This window comes from Pseudomonas sp. NY15435, from assembly GCF_048068295.1.
Classification (GTDB): domain Bacteria; phylum Pseudomonadota; class Gammaproteobacteria; order Pseudomonadales; family Pseudomonadaceae; genus Pseudomonas.
Genome location: NZ_JBLUQA010000007.1, coordinates 255,385 through 275,262, shown reverse-complemented (window position 1 = coordinate 275,262; position 19,878 = coordinate 255,385). Strand labels below are relative to the sequence as shown.

Annotated in this window: 12 protein-coding genes; 8 read left to right on the top strand and 4 right to left on the bottom strand. The window is 64.8% G+C overall.

Annotated features, from left to right (window positions below):
- The first annotated feature begins 189 nt into the window (after positions 1–189).
- The 4 genes from ACNFH5_RS18870 to ACNFH5_RS18855 all read left to right on the top strand — a co-directional run bounded on the left by ACNFH5_RS18870 (position 190) and on the right by ACNFH5_RS18855 (position 6,032).
- Positions 190–1,965 carry a type I secretion system permease/ATPase gene (locus ACNFH5_RS18870; protein ID WP_416748522.1) on the top strand — a complete coding sequence of 592 codons (1,776 nt, stop codon included), beginning with the start codon at positions 190–192 and terminating at the stop codon, positions 1,963–1,965.
- Positions 1,946–3,259 (top strand): HlyD family type I secretion periplasmic adaptor subunit, encoded by a 1,314-nt coding sequence (locus ACNFH5_RS18865; protein WP_416748520.1) that lies wholly within the window; start codon positions 1,946–1,948, stop codon positions 3,257–3,259. Before ACNFH5_RS18870 ends, ACNFH5_RS18865 begins: the two co-directional genes overlap by 20 nt.
- Before the next feature lie 2 nt (positions 3,260–3,261).
- A complete protein-coding gene (locus tag ACNFH5_RS18860; protein ID WP_416748518.1) occupies positions 3,262–4,629 on the top strand; it encodes a TolC family outer membrane protein in 1,368 nt (455 codons plus the stop codon).
- Between the two features lie 647 nt (positions 4,630–5,276).
- Positions 5,277–6,032 carry a LuxR C-terminal-related transcriptional regulator gene (locus tag ACNFH5_RS18855; protein ID WP_416748516.1) on the top strand — a complete coding sequence of 252 codons (756 nt, stop codon included), beginning with the start codon at positions 5,277–5,279 and terminating at the stop codon, positions 6,030–6,032.
- Between the two features lie 96 nt (positions 6,033–6,128).
- Here ACNFH5_RS18855 and ACNFH5_RS18850 read toward each other — a convergent pair whose 3' ends face one another.
- The 4 genes from ACNFH5_RS18850 to ACNFH5_RS18835 form a co-directional block, all read right to left on the bottom strand.
- Positions 6,129–12,488 carry a DUF5801 repeats-in-toxin domain-containing protein gene (locus ACNFH5_RS18850; RefSeq protein WP_416748514.1) on the bottom strand — a complete coding sequence of 2,120 codons (6,360 nt, stop codon included), beginning with the start codon at positions 12,486–12,488 and terminating at the stop codon, positions 6,129–6,131.
- 297 nt (positions 12,489–12,785) lie between these two features.
- Complete coding sequence (locus ACNFH5_RS18845) at positions 12,786–13,196, bottom strand: PA2817 family protein (protein ID WP_416748512.1); 411 nt, start codon at positions 13,194–13,196, stop codon at positions 12,786–12,788.
- A 73-nt stretch (positions 13,197–13,269) separates the two neighbouring features.
- Complete coding sequence (locus ACNFH5_RS18840) at positions 13,270–13,686, bottom strand: PA2816 family glutamine-rich protein (protein ID WP_416748510.1); 417 nt, start codon at positions 13,684–13,686, stop codon at positions 13,270–13,272.
- Positions 13,687–13,804: 118 nt separating this feature from the next.
- The gene (locus tag ACNFH5_RS18835; protein WP_416748508.1) at positions 13,805–16,297 is read right to left on the bottom strand and encodes an acyl-CoA dehydrogenase; all 2,493 of its coding nucleotides are present in this window, start codon (positions 16,295–16,297) and stop codon (positions 13,805–13,807) included.
- Positions 16,298–16,544: 247 nt separating this feature from the next.
- On the opposite strand from ACNFH5_RS18835, the gene ACNFH5_RS18830 reads away from it, so the two are divergent.
- The 4 genes from ACNFH5_RS18830 to ACNFH5_RS18815 all read left to right on the top strand — a co-directional run bounded on the left by ACNFH5_RS18830 (position 16,545) and on the right by ACNFH5_RS18815 (position 19,766).
- Entirely contained in the window at positions 16,545–17,204 is a 660-nt protein-coding gene (locus tag ACNFH5_RS18830; protein WP_416748506.1) for a transglutaminase-like domain-containing protein, read from the top strand.
- 129 nt (positions 17,205–17,333) lie between these two features.
- The gene (locus ACNFH5_RS18825; RefSeq protein WP_416748504.1) at positions 17,334–17,951 is read left to right on the top strand and encodes a glutathione S-transferase; all 618 of its coding nucleotides are present in this window, start codon (positions 17,334–17,336) and stop codon (positions 17,949–17,951) included.
- 106 nt (positions 17,952–18,057) lie between these two features.
- Positions 18,058–18,990 carry an ABC transporter ATP-binding protein gene (locus ACNFH5_RS18820; RefSeq protein WP_416748502.1) on the top strand — a complete coding sequence of 311 codons (933 nt, stop codon included), beginning with the start codon at positions 18,058–18,060 and terminating at the stop codon, positions 18,988–18,990.
- A complete protein-coding gene (locus ACNFH5_RS18815; protein ID WP_024763878.1) occupies positions 18,987–19,766 on the top strand; it encodes an ABC transporter permease in 780 nt (259 codons plus the stop codon). The genes ACNFH5_RS18820 and ACNFH5_RS18815 overlap by 4 nt, the downstream gene beginning before the upstream one ends.
- The last annotated feature ends 112 nt before the right edge of the window (positions 19,767–19,878 follow it).

The window sequence follows — 19,878 nt, the reverse complement described above, 5'->3', positions numbered from 1 at the left end:
CTTCAGGGGCACGTCCTAGAGCCTTTGGCGGAGGGTTCTTCATCAGTCGTAAAACATCGGTTCGACGAATTCTTCACGAGTTCTTCACGGGCGTAGCGCGGCGCGGAAAGTGGCATGGCCATTGGCCGCACATCGCCATTTTCGTTGATCTAAGCTCCTCTCAGGTTGGCCTCTCGAGCAGAGGTTTCCATGCGAAATACCTCCGAAGAAAGCCTTCGAAGTGCGCTGCAGGCTTGCCGTGAGAGCTTCCTGTTCGTGGGTTTCTTCAGCCTGTTCATCAATGCGCTGATGCTGGTGCCGACCTTCTACATGCTTCAAGTGTACGGGCGGGTGATCACCAGCGGCAGCCTGACCACGTTGACCATGCTGACGCTGATCATGACCCTGCTGGTGATCACGCTCGGCTCCCTGGAATGGGTCCGCTCGCGGATTCTGGTGCGGGTCAGCACGCGGTTGGATGTGTTGCTCAGCCGCCAGGTCTACAAGGCCAGTTTCAAACGCGCGCTCCACAGCGGCGGGATGGACGCCTCGGCGCAGCCGCTCAACGACCTGACCGGCCTGCGCCAGTTTCTCGCCGGCAGCGGGCTGTTCGCATTCTTCGATGCGCCCTGGCTGCCCATCTATATCGCGGTGATGTTCCTCTTCCACCCGTGGCTGGGCTGGGTGGCGGTGGGCAGCGCCATCCTGCTGCTGGTGCTCGCGCTCATCAACGAGAAGCTGACCGCGCCGGCCCTGGCGCAGGCCAACAAGGAGCACATCTCGGCGACGCTCTACACCACCAAGAACCTGCGCAACGCCGAAGTCATCGAGTCCATGGGCATGCTGGAAACCCTGATGGACCGCTGGGGCGCGCGGCAGCGTGGCGTGTTGCTGCTGCAGTCACTGGCCAGCGACAAGGGCGCGGTGATCAGCACGCTTTCGCGCACCTTCCGCCTGTTGGTGCAGTCGCTGGTATTGGGGTTGGGCGCGTATCTGGCGGTGGATCACCAGGTGGGGCCGGGCATGGTGTTTGCCGGCGCCGTGCTGCTGGGGCGGGCGCTGGCGCCACTGGACCTGATCATCGGCAGCTGGAAGGGCTTCATCTCGGCCCGCTCCCAGTACAACCGGCTCAACGACATCCTCGACAAGCTGCAGGCGCAACCCGAGCGCATGCCGTTGCCGGCGCCCCAGGGACATATCCAGGTAGAAAACCTGGTGGTCACGGCGCCGGGCTCGATGACGCCGATCATCAAGAACATCAGCTTCAGCGTGCCCGCCGGTTGCGTGGTGGGCATCATCGGGCCGAGCGCGGCGGGCAAGTCGACCCTGGTGCGGGCGCTGATGGGCGTCTGGCCGCCACTGCACGGAGTGGTCCGGCTGGATGGCGCGGACATCAGCACCTGGAACAAGCATGACCTCGGCCCGCACATTGGTTACCTGCCCCAGGACATTGAGCTGTTCGAGGGCACCGTCGGCGAGAACATTGCCCGATTCAACGAAGTGGATTCGGAGAAGGTCATCCAGGCGGCGAAAATTGCCGGCGTCCACGAAATGATCCTGCTGCTGCCCGATGGCTACGACACCGTCATCGGTAGTGAAGGGCTGATGCTCTCCGGCGGGCAGCGCCAACGCATCGGCCTGGCCCGAGCGTTGTACGGCAGCCCGCGGCTGATCGTACTGGACGAGCCCAACTCCAATCTCGACGACGTCGGTGATCGAGCCCTGGCAGCGGCCATCCACCAGCTCAAGCAGACCGGCGCGACTGTCTTCGTCATCACCCACCGCACCAACCTGGTTGCGCAGCTCGACCGGTTGATGTTGATGAACGATGGCACCGTCACGCTCTACGGTTCCCGCGACCAGGTTCTGGCCGAACTCACCGCCAAACAGCAGCAACAGGTGCAGCAGCGGCCAATGCCGGCCGGCGCCAGCATCGCTCCTGTGGATACCCGCAAGGGTGACGTCGATGCCCAGTCATCCAATTGAAAGCTTCGCCGATTTGCCGGTTTCGGACGTCAAGGTCCGCCGCCTGGGGTTGGTCATCGTCACGGTGACTTTCGGCCTGTTCGGCACCTGGGCTGCGTTGGCACCGCTGGATGGTGCCGTTTACGCGCCGGGGGTAGTGACGGTGCAGGCCTACCGCAAGACCGTGCAGCATCCCGAAGGCGGCATCGTCAAGGAAGTGCTGGTGCATGACGGCGATATCGTCAGGCGCGACGATCCGCTGATCGTGCTCGACGATGCCCAGCTGCGCTTTGAGTTCGAGATGACTCGCAGTCAACTGATCGCGGCTGAAGCCATGGAGGCGCGGTTGAAGGCCGAGCGCGACGCCCAGGCGACGATTGACTTCGACGGTGTCGGCGATCTGGCCAGCCCGCGCGGCGAAGAGGCGCGGCAGAGCGAGACCCAGGTGTTCAACGCCCGCCAGGGTTCGCGGCAGGGACAGATATCGGTGCTGCGCGAGCGCATTGGCCAGTTGAACCAGCAGATCGACGGGCTGCAATCGATGATCGGCGCGAAGGTCCAGTTGGCGAACTCCTACAGCGGCGAGATCGGCGAGCTGTCCGACCTGCTCAAGCAAGGGTACGTCGACAAGCAGCGCCTGCTGGAGCAGCAGCGCAAGCTGGGGATGATCCGCGCGGAAGTCGCCGATCACCGCTCCAGCATCAATCGCACACGCCTGCAGATCAACGAAACGCAGCTGCAGATCCTGCAGATCGACAAGGACTTCAGTTCAGAGGTCGCCAAGCAACTGGCCGAGGTGCAGACGCGCATCTACGACCTGCGGGAAAAGAGCTCGTCGCTGCAGGATCGCCTCGGTCGCATCGTCATCCGCGCGCCCGACGCGGGCATGGTGATCGGCATGACGGTACATACCGTCGGAGGCGTCGTGCGGCCGGCGACGCCGCTGCTGGATATCGTGCCCTCGGTGTCCGAGCTGGTCATCGAGGCCCAGGTGCCGCCGGTGGATATCGACCGCGTGGCCATCGGCAAGCGCGCCGATATCCGCTTCAGCGCCTTCAACAGTGCGACCACGCCGGTGATCGAGGGCGAGGTCATCAATGTCTCGGCGGACCGCCTGGTCAGTGAAAAGACCAATGCCGCCTATTACCTCACGCGGGTCCGGGTCACGGAAAAAGGGGCCCGCACGCTGGGCGAGCGCAAGCTGCTGCCGGGCATGCCGGCGGACGTGCTGATCATCACTGGGCAACGCACGTTGTTGCAGTACCTGATGCAGCCGGCGCGCAACGCCCTTTCCCAATCGATGATCGAGGAATGACCATGGACGCATCTTCCATCTGGCTGGCGGGTGCGCTCATGCTGGCGGCGGGAACGGCAGCGGCGCAGGCATCCAGCGGGGTCGGTGTTGCCGACGATGCCACCGACCTGCTGCACCTGTACCACGAGGCGCGGCTGGAGGACCCACAGATACTGGCCTCCTATGCCCACGCGCAGGCGGGCAAGGAGTACCAGCGCGAGGCCATGGGTGTGTTGCTGCCGCAGTTGTCGCTCAACGCCGGAACCAACCAGATCCACCAGCGTAACGACTTCATCGACGAGAGCTACGACAGCGAGAACTACAGCCTGGTGCTGCGCCAGTACCTCTACAACAAGGCGGCCTGGGAGAACTACCAGAAGTTCAAGAGCATGGCCGCGCAATCGGAGAATGAGGCGCTGGATGCTCAGGCGGAAGCCACGGTCGAGCTGGCGCGGCGTTACTTCACCGCGCTGGCGGCCGAAGACGAACTGGAGCTGGTGATCGCCGAGCGCCGTACCACCCAGGAGAGTCTGGACCGGGTCAATGCCCTGTACGCCAAGCAGTTGGCCCTGGTGACCGACCAGCTCGACCTGCAGGCGCGGGTGGACCTGCTCGCGGCGCAGGAGCTGGAGGCGCGCAACCAGGCCATCATCAGCCGCGAAGCGTTGGCGGAGATCGTCGGGCGGCCGGTGAAGGAACGGCTCAGCCGGGTCCGTGATGATGTGCGCCTGCAGGTCATGGAGCGTAGCCTGGAGAACTGGGTGCGCGACGGCATCGCACTCAACCCGGCGCTCAAGGCGCGGCAGAGTGGCGTCGAGGCGGCGGAGGCGGCACTGCGCAGCGGCAAGGGCGGACACTACCCGACGCTGAGCCTGAACCTCAGCGCACAGCAGACCAACGAGGGCTACAACAACTCCCTGGCGCCGCGCACCGACAGCTACGTCGCCGGGGTCGGTCTGCAGGTACCGATCTACAGTGGCGGCTCCACCTCGGCGCGGGTACGCGGCCTGTATCAGGACCAGTTGGTGGCCGAGGAGCAGCTAGAGGAAATCCGCCGGCGGGTGGTCAAGGAGATCACCAGCGCCTACCTCACGGCCAACTCCAACGGCGAGAAGATCCAGGCCAACCGCCTGGCCCTGGTTTCCGCGCACAAGTCGCGGGAATCGGCGGAGAAGGCGCTGGGCTACGGCATGGTCAACGCGGTGGATGTGCTCGCCGCGGTGCGCAATGAGTTCCGCGCGCGGCGGGACCTGCTGAAGACGCAGTACGAGTTTCTCAGCAATGTCTTCACCCTCAATCGCTGGGCGGGCAAGCCGCCGATCGAGAGTGTGCAGAGCGTCAATGGCTGGCTGAGCCCGGGCAGTTCCAGTACGGACTTCTCGCGCCCCTGATTTCCCCAGGAGGGGTGCGGCGCGCCCAGCAGCCCCTGCCTCCCTGTTCGATTACCGTCGGCCGGAACACGGAGACCGTGCTGCCGGCCGTCGTCTTTGCACGCCTTTACGGGTTGTCAGGTGTCAGTTTTGACGAGATTTTGACGAGATTTTGCCTAAGGTGATTCTCCCCAAGCCATTCGTCGTTTAATTGACGATTCCGGTTGCGGCCGGATGATGGCTCAGGCGTGCCGTAGACGCATCCAACTCATTGATCTGACGAGGTTTGTCGCGCGGGGAAGGGAAGGGCGGGCGCTACCGTCTGCCGCCAAATCGAACCGCTGGTCGACGGATGGCCAGGCGGGTAGCGGACCGGGCTGACCTAGACTCAGGTGACCGGTCCAGGGAGCACAGCGCCATGTGCAACTTGTTGATAGATATTCGTACTCATGCCGTCGCGATGGCTCTTCCCGGCCCGGGGAATCCTATCTTGACCGAATGGGTGGAGGCCTCGCCCGCGCCAAAGAAGTCCCCATTCGCCAGCTCCGGGTCTGGTACTGCCACAACCTGTCGGCGCTTTCGCCTTTCTTCCAATCGCTGTGGCCCGGTGAGAAAAACGCCGATGGAAAGGAGCGCGCGAGTCCATTTGCAGAGGGGGTCAGAAAGCCATGTCTGACCACGGAAAAACGATACGGGTGATGCTGATCGACTGCCGCCCGCTGGTCCTGATCGGCTTGCACGACCTGATCAACGCCAGGAAGCCGCACATGGAGGTCAGTGGCCAGGCCACGACCTACACCTACGCGCTCGACCTGGCTGACCAGCAGAGCCCCGACGTGATCTTCTTCAGCTTCTTTCCCGATGCCCTCGACCCGCTGGAAGTGATGGGTGAATTGACCCGCAGCGCAGAGATGAAGGTGCTGGTGCTCAAGGGGTTGTACGAGGCTGTCCCGGTTGCCCAGGCGATAGAGGCGGGCGCGCGCGGCATCGTCCTGGCGGAAGACCCGACCGAGTCGATCATCCAGGCCATCGTCAATGTTCACCACCGTGATATCGGCCTGGACCGCGCCTGGGCGGGTGGGCTTTCCGGCTATGCCGCCAGCGGGCATGTGCCGCTCCGGTGCAATCACGAGCAGGCCAAACAGGCCAGGCTGACGCTGCGCGAACGGGAGTTGATCAGCGCCATCGTCGAGGACCCGTCGGCGAAGTACATGAGCATCGCCGAGCGCCTGGGCATCAGTGAGCACACGGTGCACAACCACCTGAGCAACATCTACCAGAAGCTCAACCTGATCAACCGCATGGACCTGCTGATGTATGCGCTCAAGCACGGGCTCGGCGGCAGCGAAGAGCCGCCGGAATCCGCCTGGGTGGAGCTCGACCGCACGCAGCAGGGCAACGGGTCGTCGCTGCGCAATAACTGACGTATCGCCCCGCGATGACGGCGGTCTGCTTCCCCCGCTCTAAAAGCGATGAGGAGGTGGTTTCCACACCACCCCCTCATCTTTCCCGCGTGCGAACTAGGTGGCGCTGCCGTGCACGATGTCGGTGTTGAGGATATCGACGCCGACCAGGGTGATGGTCGTCAGTTGCCCGCCGGTCTCGTGAATCGTCACGATGCTGTCGGCGCCGCTGTTGTCGATGTTCTGCACGGTGGAGCTGGCGTCGCCGTTGAGGACCAGCTTGTCACGCTGGCCGGCGGTGTCGAAGCCGGTGACCTGGTACTTGTTCTCGGCGCGGGCCAGGTCGACGTTGAAGGCCTCACGGGTGCCGGTCACGCCCGCCAGCACGTAATCGAAGGTCCCGCCCGCGGCCTTGTTGGCGAACAGGTTGGTGGTGAAGGAGCTGGTGGCGGTGTCTCCGTCCCCGTCGGTCACCGTGGCGTTGAACGACAGCTTGACGTCGCTGGCCAGGTTCTCGACCTGCCGGATGAACTGGATGGTCGGGACCTTGATCATGCCTTCGGCCATGGTCAGCTGGATGGCGTCGATCATCTTGCCGGCGACTGTCTGCACGGTGAAGGACTTCTGCCCGCCAGTCTCATTCTGCAGGTTGGCCGCCAGCACTTTGATCGGCGCGCCTGACGTCGTGCCGTCGTCGTAGTAGGCGACGTAATACAGGGACTCCGTCGCCGGGTCGTAGCCACCCACCGAGTTGTCGATGAAGACCTTCACCGAGGTCAGCAGGGTCTGCGGGTTGGCGACGAAGCTGTCGTCACCGGCGGTAATGCCGGCACCGCTGCCCTGGAGGACGTTGTTCTTCACGCCGATGCCGGAAGTGCTGACATTGAGGGCCTTCTGGTCGTCGATGTATGACGGCAGCGGGTTGGTCTGCAGTTGCACTTCGGTGGGGTCGGTCGCGCCCTGTCCGATACCGGTCAGGATGCTGTTTGCCCCCGTCTGCGGGGCCAGCGCCTTGGCGGCGAAGAAGACCACGGCGTCAGTGCCGATGGTCAGCGTCTGCACCGGGTCCGGGCCGCCGGCGCCGAGCTGGCCGTTGGCGGTGCTCAGCACCAGTGTCGAGCTGAAGCCCTGCACCAGGTCGAGGGTGTAGGTGCCATCCGCCAGGGCCGTCAGGGTGTAGTCCACGCTGGTGTTGGCGGTGCTGGCATTGTTGTCGAAGTCCCCGGTGAGGGTGCCCGCGAAGTGGTACGCGCCGTTGGCGTCCGGCGACGGCGACTGCTCGGTGAGCGTGCCGGTCCCGGTGGTGGTGGTGCCGTTGGGCCGCACCAGGGTGAACTGCCCGTTCGCCAGGACGATATCCAGCCCCGCAGCACCACTGCCGTCGGCGCCGAAGGCATGGTCCCAGTAGCCGGTCTGCGCCAGGGTGCTGCCGGTGCCGACGATGTTGCCGAAGGCCAGCGACGGTCCGTCATCCTTGAAGATCAGGTTCTGACCGATGTTCAGCGTGGCCTGGGCGCTGTCGCCATCCTTGTCGGTGATGGTCCCGGTGAGCTTCACCAGGTTGTCCGCGCTGAGAGTCCTGCTGTCGTCAGGGTTGCTGGTATTGGCATGCACCACGGCGCGCAACTGGTCGAGGGTGACGTCACCGTTGCTGGCTGCGCTGACGGTAAACACCAGTGCATTGCTGACTGCGGTGCGACCCTCCACCACGCCGTTGTTGACGGACAGGTTCACCGCCTGGCCGGTCGCCGTGTCGACCAGGCCGGAAGGCCCGGCGACCACGCTCAGGGTGTAGGTCAGGGTGCCGGCTCCGTCGGCGCCGTACGCTGAGGTGAAGTTGGCGGCGAAGTTCGCCGTGGCGTTGGTGGCGAGCACGGTTTCGTCCACCGTCAGGGTCGGTTCGACGCCGGTGGTGCTGATGCTCGGCCCGTCATCCTTGAAGATCAGGTTCTGGCCGATGTTCAGCGTCGTCTGGGCGCTGTCGCCGTCCCTGTCGGTCTTGGTCGCGGTCAGGGTTACCAGGCTGTCCGAACTCAGGGTCCTGGAGTCATCGGGATCGCTGGTGTTGTCGTGGACGATGGCGCGCAACTGATCGAGGGTGACGTCACCGTTGGCATTGACACTGACGGTGAAGACCAGGTCGCCGCTGACGGCGCAACGGCCTTCGACCACCGTGCCGTTGAGGGAGAGCAGCACCGACTGGCCGGTGGCGGTGTCGGTCAGCCCGGAGGCCCCCGAGACGCAGCCCAGGGTGTAGGTCAGGGTGCCGGCTCCGTCGGCGCCGAACGAGGAGTTGAAGTTGGCGGAGAAGGCCTTCAGCGAGTTGGTGCTGAGGTCGGAATCATCCACGGTCATCACCGGTTCCGTGCCGGTGGGGCTGACGCTCGGGCCGTCGTCCTTGAACACCAGATTCTGGCCGATGTTCAGCGTGGCCTGGGCACTGTCGCCGTCCTTGTCGGTCTTGGTCGCGGTAAGTTTCACCAGGTCGTCGGAGGTCAGCGTGCGGGAGTCATCCGGGTTGCTGGCGTCGGCATGCACGATGGCGCGTATCTGGTCCAGCGTCACGGTGCCGTTGGCGGCGACGCTGACGGTGAACACCAGGTCGTTGCTGGAAGCCGTGCGGCCTTCGACGACGCCGTTGTTGACCGAGAGGTTCACGGCCTGCCCGGTGGCGGTGTCGGTCAGCCCGGAGGCACCGGCAATCACGCTCAGCGCATAGGTCAGGGTGCCCGCGCCATCGGCGCCGAAGGCCGAGCTGAAGTTGGCAGCGAAGCTCTGGCTGGCATCGGTGCCGAGTGCCGATTCGTCCACCGTCAGCGTGGGCTCGGTGCCGGTGGTGCTGATGCTCGGGCCGTCGTCCTTGAAGTTCAGGTTCTGGCCGATGTTCAGCGTGGCCTGGACACTGTCGCCGTCCTTGTCGGTCTTGGTCGCGGTGAGTTTCACCAGGTCATCGGAGGTCAGCGTGCGGGAGTCATCCGGATTGCTGGTGTCGGCGTGCACGATGGCGCGTATCTGGTCCAGCGTCACGGTGCCGTTGGCGGCGACGCTGACGGTGAACACCAGGTCGTTGCTGGAAGCCGTGCGGCCTTCGACGACGCCGTTGTTGACCGAGAGGTTCACGGCCTGCCCGGTGGCGGTGTCGGTCAGCCCGGAGGCTCCGGCGATTACGCTCAGCGCGTAGGTCAGGGTGCCCGCGCCGTCGGCGCCAAAGGCCGAGGTGAAGTTGGCGGCGAAGCTCTGGCTGGCATCGGTTGCCAGGGCGGATTCGTCCACTGTCAGCGTGGGTTCTGTGCCTGTGGTGCTGATGCTCGGGCCGTCATCCTTGAAGTTCAGGTTCTGGCCGATGTTCAGCGTGGCCTGGACACTGTCGCCGTCCTTGTCGGTCTTGGTTGCGGTGAGTTTCACCAGGTCGTCGGAGGTGAGGGTCTTCGAGTCATCCGGATCGCTGGTGTTGGGGTGGACCACGGCGCGGATCTGGTCGAGGGTGACGTTACCGGTGGTGTCGACGCTCACCGTGAACACCAGGTCGTTGCTGACCGCCGTGCGGCCTTCGACGACGCCGTTGTTGACCGAGAGGTTCACCGCCTGCCCGGTGGCGGTGTCGGTCAGCCCGGAGGCGCCGGCGATCACGCTCAGCGCATAGGTCAGGGTGCCTGCGCCGTCAGCGCCGAAGGCCGAGGTGAAATTGGCGGCGAAGCCCTGGGTATCGTTGGTGGCTAGGGCCGATTCGTCCACGGTCAGGGTCGGCTCGGTGCCCGTGGTGCTGATGCTCGGCCCATCGTCCTTGAAGACGAGGTTCTGGCCGATGTTCAGTGTGGCCTGGGCGCTGTCGCCGTCCTTGTCGGTCTTGGTCGCGGTGAGTTTCACCAGGTCGTCGGAGGTCAGTGTGCGCGAGTCATCCGGATTGCTGGTGTCGGCATGCACGATGGCGCGGATCTGATCCAGCGTCACGGTACCGTTGGCGGCCACGCTGACGGTGAATACCAGGTCGTTGCTGACCGCCGTGCGGCCTTCGACCACGCCGGCATTGACCGACAGATTCACCGCCTGCCCGGTGGCGGTGTCGGTCAGCCCAGAGGCGCCGGCGATCACGCTCAGCGCATAGGTCAGGGTGCCGGCATTGTCGGCGCCGAAGGCGGAGGTGAAGTTGGCGGCAAAGCTCTGGCTGGCGTCGCTGGCCAGGGCGGATTCGTCCACGGTCAGCGTGGGCTCGGTGCTGGTGGTGCTGATGCTCGGGCCGTCATCCTTGAACACCAGATTCTGGCCGATGTTCAGGGTGGCCTGTGCACTGTCGCCGTCGCCGTCGGTCTTGGTCGCGGTGAGCTTCACCAGGTCGTCGGAGGTGAGGGTTTTCGAGTCATCCGGATCGTTGGTGTCGGGGTGGACCACGGCGCGGATCTGGTCGAGCGTGACGGTGCCGTTGGCGGCGACGCTGACGGTGAACACCAGGTCGTTGCTGGAGGCCGTGCGGCCTTCGACGACGCCGTTGTTGACCGAGAGGTTCACGGCCTGCCCGGTGGCGGTGTCGGTCAGCCCGGAGGCGCCGGCAATCACGCTCAGCGCGTAGGTCAGGGTGCCCGCGCCGTCGGCCCCGAAGGCCGAGGTGAAGTTGGCGGCGAAGCTCTGGCTGGCATCAGTGGCGAGGACGGTTTCGTCCACCGTCAGTGTGGGTTCGGTGCCGGTGGTGCTGATGCTCGGGCCGTCGTCCTCGAAGATCATTTTCGAGCCGATTTCCGCCGTCGCCGTGGACACCTGCAGCAACTTGAAGCCGCCGATGTCGAAGTCGGCGTGGTCATTGCCCTTGGCGTCGACCGCCGCGCCGTTCTCGACCAGCACACGGTTGTGGTCCGCCGTGGTGGTGTATTCGATCTTGTAGCCGGCCAGCACACCGGTGATGGTCGCCACGCCGCCGTTGAAGGTGATGGCGATGGTCGGATCGTTCACCGTGCCGTTGGAGTTTTCCACCACCGCGTTGGTGGCGATATTGATGACCCGGACGTTGGTGATGGCAATGGCGGTGTCGCCGGCATAGCCGTCGATGAAGTTCGTACCTGATTCGGCGGCGGTGCTGAAGGCGCTGATCTTGACGATGGCGCTCTTGCCGCTCTGCAGCTGCACCACATCGAAGCTGGCGGTCTTGGCGTTGAACATCTGGGTGAAGTCGATGTTCGCTTCGATGTCCGCTTCATTCTGGTCCAGGTTGGGAATGGTCACGTTCTGCCGGGCACCGGTGACGAAGGTGAAGCGGATGCCTTCCTGCTCGACGATCATCTGGTTGTTGGTGCCGAAGGTGGTCGGGCCGCCAGCCTGGCTGGTGTTGATGGTATCGCCGGTGGTGATGTTGGCGCCGGTGGACTGGTTGGCCGGGTCCTTGCCGGTGGCGATGATGGTCGGGTCGGTGATACGCACCACTCCGTTTTCAGTGACCGTAGTCGGGTTCGCCGTGGTGAACATCAGGAACAGGTTCTGCCCGGATGGGGCGTCGGCCAGGCTGAAGGTCAGGTCCTGGCTGGTGCCGATGTAGACCTTGTTCAGCAGGTCGAGGGCATCGTCCGGGTTGCTGCCGTTGGGGTGCTTGAGGGGCTGGTATTCCACCGTCCAGATCTTGCCGCCGCTGACCGGCGAGCCGGTTTCCTCGATGTAGGCGGCGAACACGATGGCGCCTGAAGCGCTGCCGGCACGCCCGACGAGCACGTTGTTGTTGGTGCTGTCGGTGTAGAGCAGGATGTCGACGCCGGCGAGGGTGTCCAGGCCGCTGTCCAGGCCATTGAGCGGCGCGCCATTGCTGCCGGTGAAGAGGATGTCAGTGATGGCGCCACCGGGTGCCGCGCTGATGGTGAAGGCATTGCTGCCAGTGTTGCCGGCCGCGCCGGTGTAGCCGCTCAGGGCGGCACCCGAGGCGGTGCCGGCGCCGAGGGCGGTGAGACGGGCGGTGAACGCGGCCGGCAGGGAGGCCAGGAGGATGTCGTTGTCATTCGCGTCGCCTGCCGGGCTGGGGCTTGCCGTGGCGTTCTGCAGGCCGGCAGTTTCGTCGACCGTAACGGTCACGCCGGTCGCCACGACGGTGGGGCCGGCGTCAGTGAAGGTGGCGGTTGCCGTAGCGCCGCCGCTGGAGGCGGAGAGCAGGAATCGCGCCCCGGCCGAGTCGTCCGGGTCCACGTACCAGGAAGTGGTGACGCTGCCGTTGACCTGGCCGTCCAGGTCGCCGGCGCCGCCGTCGGTCACGTACCAGGGATCGTGGCCGGCACCGGCGTTGGTGTTGAGTACGTCGTCCGCGGTGCCCCATATGCCGTCGGCGCCGGGGCTGGTGGCGTGGTCCACCTCGATCTTCACGGTGCTGCCGGCAGCAAAGCCGCTGGCGGTGATGGTGGCAGTGCTGCCGGGGGCGTAATCGTTCTGGTCGGTGGTGACGGATGGGGCGCTGGTGTCATCTGCGGTGGGGCGCGTTGGCGGCGCAATTTTCTTATGGATGGTCATGATGTTCTCCCGTGCATGTCCATGCGTGGTGGCCAGACCTCGACTGCTGGCCTTTTACTGCTACATGCCACGACTATGGGGACGGCCCCCGGAATGCGCATCGGCCGATACTCCCAGGCGGCCTGGGAGTTTTGGACTAGTCCGGAAGGCAAGGGCAGGCGGCGCGCGGGCTGCAACGCAGCGCTTGCCGACGGGAGGTAGACAGATCGGCATTTGCCGGGAGAAGAAGCAAATCGCCGGGGAACGCCCATGAAAAAGCCCGCATCATGCGGGCTTCTTTCATTCTGGCGGTTTGTATCAGTGCTTCGGCGCGTCGTCCGGCAGGGCTAGGACCTGCTTCTCGCGGTTCCAGTCGAAGGGCTCGCCGTTCTCCTCGGCCTCGAAGCGACGCTCGTCCAACTGCTGGTACATCTGCAGCTCTTCGTCGGGCATGTAGTGCAGGCAGTCACCGCCGAAAAACCACAGCAGGTCGCGCGGGATCAGGTGGGCGATCTGCGGGTAGCGGTGGAAGATCTGGCTGATCAGGTCCTGGCCCAGGTACTGAGCGCCTTCCGGGTCGCGCGGCAGTTCCGCCAGCAGTTCGTCGAAGCGCTCGAGGAACAGGCCGTGGTTGTCCTCGGGTACCTGCTCGGCTTCACCCAGGGCGCCAAGAATCATGCGCAGGTGGTTGAGCAGGGCGATATGGTGGTCGAGATAGGCACTGGCCATGGGAGTTCCTCTGGAGCTGGATTAAAACGGCCGGGGAGTATATCGGGTTTCGCCGCTGCTGCCGCCGGGTCGATCAGCGGAGCGGGCGCATCTGGATCTGCCGGCGCTGGTTGTCGATCTGCTGGCGCTGCTGGTCGATGATGCGCTGCTGCTGTTGCAACTGCTGTTGCTGCAGGTCGCTCTTCTGCCGCTGGATCATCTGGTCGCTCTGCCGCCGCTGCTCGTTCCAGCGCCGCTGGTTGTCCTGCTGGCGCTGCAGGTCCTGCTGCTGCATCTGCAGGCGCTGGTCCTCGTAGTTGAGGCGCTGGCTGTCCAGCTGGTTTTGCCGCAGCTGCTGCTGGCGGCGCAGGCTGTCCTGCTGTTGCTGGATTGGGTCGATGACCGGGCTGGGTGGCGGCGCCGGGCGTTGCCGGCTGGGGTAGAGCCAGGGGTCGGCCTGGGCGCTGCCAACCAGCACCATTGCCAGGACGAGAAGCAGGGATCGACGCATGGTGCGGTTCTCCATTGCGGTGATTGCTGCAGTGTGCACCCGATAGCCCGAACCGGCATTGCTTTGCGTCGGACAAAAGAAGGGCGCCCGAAGGCGCCCCGTGCGTGAAGCGTGACAGTTACTCCGCCGAGGTGGTCGGCTTGCGGGCCGGTTTCTCCGTGCGTGCCTCTTCGTGGACGGGGTGTTTCCCAGTCAGTTCTTCCTTGGAAAAGTCGTCCACGTCGATCACCGCGCGGCGTGCGCGTTCGGCGGCGTGCAGGGTTTGCGCTTCGGCCGCTTCCAGCATGCCAGCCTCGAGGGCTGCGTCGATGGGCGACTGCCCCGGCTTGGGCGCCACGCCATGCTCCTTGAGGGCCTTGTGCAGCTTCTTCTGCAAGGGTGCAGCGACGGCAAGCTGGTCGTAGGCGGTGGTGAGCTTGGCCACCGGATCATCCGCGCCCGTGGGCAGGTGGGCGCCGGCAAGGATTGCCTGCAATGCCGGGTCGCTCAGCGGGCGGCCGAGGATGTGGGCAATCTCGGCGTCCAGCGCGTCGCTCGGGCCACGGTGGCGACGACCCAGTGGCAGCACCAGCACACGCAGCAGGCAGGCGAAGGCGCGGTTGGGGAAGTTGTCGATCAGGTCGGCCAGCGCCGCTTCGGCCTTCTCCAGGTTCTCCTCCATGGCCCAGTGCAGCAGCGGGTGCAGGTAGTCCGGGTTGTCCAGGTCGTGATAGCGCTTGAGTGCGGCGGAGCCGAGGTACAGGTGGCTGAGCGCATCGCCCAGCCGCGCGGACAGGCGTTCGCGGCGCTTCAGCTCGCCGCCGAGCATCATCATGCTGAAGTCGGCGAGGAGGGCGAAGGATGCGGCGAGGCGGTTCAGCGCACGGTAGTACGGACGGCTGATACGGTCCCCCGGCACCTGGTCGAAGCTGCCGAAGCCCAGGCCCAGCAACAGGCTGCTGGCGGCGTTGCTGACGGCGAAGCCGATGTGGTTGAGCAGCAGTTCGTCGAACTCGCGCTCGGCCTGGTCCTGATCCTCGCGGCGGGCCAGCTCCATTTCCTTGAGTACGTACGGATGGCAGCGGATGGCGCCCTGGCCGAAGATCATCAGATTGCGCGAGAGGATGTTGGCGCCCTCGACGGTGATGAAGATCGGCGCAGCCTGCCAGGAGCGGCCCAGGTAGTTGTTCGGGCCGAGGATGATGCCCTTGCCGCCATGGATATCCATCGCGTGGGCGATGCACTCGCGGCCGCGTTCGGTGAGGTGGTACTTGAGGATGGCCGAGAGCACCGAGGGCTTCTCGCCCAGGTCCACTGCGTTGGCGGTGAGGATGCGTGCGCTGTCCATCATCCAGGCATTGCCGCCGATGCGGGCGAGGGCTTCCTGGATGCCTTCGAAGGCCGACAGCGGCACGTTGAACTGCTCGCGCACCTGGGCGTAGCGGCCGCTGACGTAGCTGCCAGCCTTGGCGGCGCTGGTGCCGACTGCCGGCAGGGAGATGGAGCGGCCCACCGACAGGCAGTTCATCAGCATCATCCAGCCTTTGCCGATCATCTCCTGGCCGCCGATGATGTAGTCCAGCGGCACGAAAACATCCTTGCCGGAGTTGGGGCCGTTCATGAAGGCGGCGCCCAGCGGTACGTGGCGGCGGCCGATCTGCACGCCGTCGGTATCGGTGGGGATCAGCGCCAGGGTGATGCCGAGGTCTTCCTCCTCGCCCAGCAGGTGGTCCGGGTCATGGCACTTGAAGGCCAGACCGAGGAGGGTGGCCACCGGGCCGAGGGTGATGTAGCGCTTCTCCCAGGTGAGGCGCAGGCCGATGACTTCCTGGCCTTCCCACTGGCCCTTGCAGACCACGCCGACGTCGGTCATGCCGCCGGCATCGGAACCGGCCTGCGGGCTGGTCAGGGCGAAGCAGGGGATCTCGTCGCCAGTGGCCAGGCGCGGCAGGTAGCGCTGGCGCTGGGCGTCGGTGCCGTAGTGCAGCAGCAGTTCGGCCGGGCCGAGGGAGTTGGGCACCATCACCGTAGAGGCAAGGTCGCCGCTGCGGGTGGCGAGCTTCATCACCACCTGGGAGTGGGCGAAGGCGGAGAAGCCCTTGCCGCCATATTCCTTGGGAATGATCAGGCCGAAGAAGCCCTGGCTCTTGATGTAGGCCCAGGCTTCGGGCGGCAGGTCCATGTCCTTGCCGACCTGGTAATCGTTGATCATCGCGCAGAGCTGCTCGGTGGGACCGTCGACGAACGCCTGCTCCTCCTCGGTCAGTTGCGCACGGGGGTAGGCCAGCAGGGTGTGCCAGTCCGGGCGGCCGCTGAACAGCTGGCCATCCCACCAGACGGTACCGGCCTCGATGGCCTCGCGTTCGGTCTCGGACATCGGCGGCAGGGTCTTCTTGAACCAGGCGAACAGCCGCGAGGTGAACAGGCTGCGGCGCAGGTCGGTGGCGAGAATGGTCACCGCGACCACCGCCCAGAGCAGCCACAACGGCACCATCCAGCCGTGGGCGTGGCTGAACAGGCTCATCAATGCAAGGTACACGGCGACGATGCCAAGTGCCTTCAGGGGCGCGGCGCGGCGGTGCGCGAGCCAGGCAACGCCGAGGATCAGGACGAGTAACCAGACGAGCAGCATGCGGATTCCTCCATGACAGCCAGCTCCGGCAACCGCAGGCCGTGGCGGGCTTGGTGACGAGAGTGCGCGAACATGGCGGCAGGTGTTCCCGGTCGGGGCCCCTCCACCTTGCAACGGAAGCTTAGCTGGGCGAATCGGACCGATGGCCGCATGGCCGGACAGCTTGGCCGGATCGCCTTGTCGGGTAGCCGATCCGGCTGGTTAGACTGGTGGCGACATCAAGGACGACCAGCCCGGAGACAGCGCCATGCAGCAATACCTCAAGCCCAGCCGCTTCGTGGATAGTGACCACCCGGGGGTGATCGAGTTCGCTCTAAATCACCGTGGCGACGGCGGCACCCCGCTGGAGCAGGCGGTGGCGCTGTATTACGCGGTGCGCGACAAGGTTCGCTACAACCCGTACGTGTTCAGCCGCGACCCGCAGACGCTCAAGGCCAGCCATGCGCTGGAAACCGGGCAGTCCTACTGCGTGCCCAAGGCCACGCTGCTGGCGGCCTGCGCCCGCTATTGCGGCATCCCCGCGCGCATCGGACTGGCCGACGTGAAGAACCACCTGGCTACGCCGCGCCTGCTGGAACTGCTGCGCAGCGAAGTGTTCGCGATGCACGGCTACACCGAGCTGTTCCTCGAGGGGCGCTGGGTCAAGGCTACGCCGGCCTTCGACATCGGCCTGTGCGAGGCCTTCGGCGTGCTGCCGCTGGAGTTCGACGGGCGCACCGACAGCGTCTTCCACCCGTTCAACCGCGACGGTGAGCGGCACATGGAGTACCTGCGCGACCACGGCCAGTTCCCCGACGTACCCGAGGAATTCTTCTTCGGCTACCTCAAGCAATGCTACCCGCACCTGTTCATGGGCGAGGACGCGCCGCTGCAGGGCGACATGCGCAGCGAAGCCGCTAAAGCATGAACGCAATCGATAGTGACCATCAGTAGCTGTGTCTTTTTTCCTCGCGCCGTTGCCGGTAGGGTGCCGTCATCCGAAGTCACGTCTTCAAGCCGTGGCTTCATCCGATGACGACAACAAGAGAGGCGCAGCATGCTCAAGATCTGGGGCCGGAAGAATTCCTCCAACGTGCGCAAGGCGCTCTGGTGCGCGGAAGAGGCCGGTCTGGCCTATGAACGGATCGACGCTGGCGGCGCTTTCGGCCTGGTCAACGACGAGCCCTACCGCTCGCTGAACCCCAACGGTGTGGTGCCGACCCTGGACGACGACGGCTTCGTGCTCTGGGAGTCCAACACCATCGTCCGCTACCTTGCCGCGCGCTACGCCCCGGACCTGTATCCGCAGGACCTGCAGCAGCGCGCCAGCGCCGAGAAATGGATGGACTGGACCACCTCGTCCCTCGCCACGCCGTTCCGCACCGTGTTCTGGGGAACCGTGCGCACGCCGCCGGAGCAGCGCGACGTGGCCGCCATCCAGGCCGCCATCGACATCTGCGCCAACCTGCTGGCCATTCCCGAAGCGACCCTGGCGAAACAGCCGTACCTCACCGGCGAACAATTCGGTATCGGTGACATTCCGCTGGGCTGCTTCATCTATGCTTGGTTCGAAATGCCCATCGAGCGCCCGGCACAGCCGCATCTCGCGGCCTGGTACGAGCGCCTGAAGGCGCGCCCGGCCTACCGTGACGCAGTGATGACCGATCTGACCTGAATGCCTGCGCGTGCCGCAGAGGTTGCAATCCTCGCGGCGTACCCTTATCAAGCAGGCCTTTTTCCAAAGACATGCGTCTTTCCACCGACTTTCAACGGGAAAAACCATGAGTTCCGCGCTGTCCATCCGTCAACTGACGAAGACCTACGGCAACGGCTTCCAGGCCCTCAAGGGCATCGATCTGGACGTCGCCGAGGGCGATTTCTTTGCCTTGCTGGGCCCCAACGGCGCCGGCAAATCCACCACCATCGGCATCCTTTCCACCCTGGTGAACAAGACCAGCGGCACAGTGAACGTGTTCGGCCATGACCTGGACAAGGACCCGTACGGTTTGAAGCGCTGCCTGGGCGTAGTGCCCCAGGAGTTCAACTTCAACCAGTTCGAGAAGGTGTTCGACATCGTCGTCACCCAGGCCGGCTACTACGGCATCCCGATGAGCGTGGCCAAGGGCCGCGCCGAGAAATACCTGACCCAGCTGGGCCTGTGGGACAAGCGCAACTCCGCTTCCCGCGAACTCTCCGGCGGCATGAAGCGCCGTCTGATGATCGCCCGGGCACTGGTACACGAGCCGCGCCTGTTGATCCTCGACGAACCCACCGCCGGCGTGGACATCGAACTGCGCCGCTCGATGTGGAACTTCCTCACCGAGCTCAATGGCGAAGGCATCAGCATCATCCTCACCACGCACTATCTGGAGGAAGCCGAGCAGTTGTGCCGCAACATCGCGATCATCGACCACGGCACCATCGTGGAGAACACCAGCATGCGCAAGCTGCTGAGCAAACTGCACGTGGAGACCTTCTACCTCGACCTGCAAGGCACCCTGAGCGAGGCGCCGAAGCTCGATGGCTATCCGGTGCGCCTGGTGGATGACCACACCCTGGAAGTGCAGGTGGACAAGTCGCTGGGCATCAACGGCCTGTTCGTGCAGCTCAATGCCCAGGGCCATCAGGTGCTGAGCCTGCGCAACAAGAGCAACCGCCTGGAGGAACTGTTCGTGTCGCTGGTGGAGAAGAATCTGTCGAAGGTGGCGGTATGAGTCACGAACTGCGCGCCAACTGGGTCGCCCTGAACACCATCGTCTACCGCGAAGTCCGCCGCTTCCTGCGCATCTGGCCGCAGACCCTGCTGCCACCAGCGATCACCATGGTTCTGTACTTCGTCATCTTCGGCAATTTGATCGGCCGGCAGATCGGCGACATGGGCGGCTTCACCTACATGCAGTACATCGTGCCGGGGCTGATCATGATGTCGGTGATCACCAACTCCTACGGCAACGTGGTGTCGAGCTTCTTCGGCAGCAAGTTCCAGCGCAACATCGAGGAGCTGCTGGTCTCGCCGGTATCGCCGCACACTATCCTCCTGGGCTTCGTCTGCGGCGGCGTGCTGCGCGGCCTGGCGGTGGGCGTGATCGTCACCATCCTGTCGCTGTTCTTCACCGACCTGCAGATCCACCACCTGGGCATCACCGTGCTGGTGGTGGTGCTGACAGCGGCGATCTTCTCCATGGGCGGCTTCGTCAATGCGGTGTTCGCTCGCAACTTCGACGACATCTCGATCATCCCGACCTTCGTGCTGACGCCGCTAACCTACCTGGGCGGGGTGTTCTACTCGATCACGCTGCTGCCGCCGTTCTGGCAGACGGTGTCGCTGGCCAATCCGATCCTGCACATGGTCAACGCCTTCCGCTACGGCATCCTCGGCGTGTCCGACATCCGCATCGGCACGGCGGTGATCTTCATGCTGGTGGCGACCGTGCTGCTGTACGTCTTCTGCGTGCGCCTGCTGGTGAGTGGGCGCGGCATGCGCCAGTGAGCGGCTCGTTGCGCTGATGAAAAAGGCCCCGGTTGGGGCCTTTTTTTTCTTTTTGGGGTAGGCAAATCTGATTCCCCAGCGGGACCCGGCTCTTGCAGGAGCGAGCTTGCTC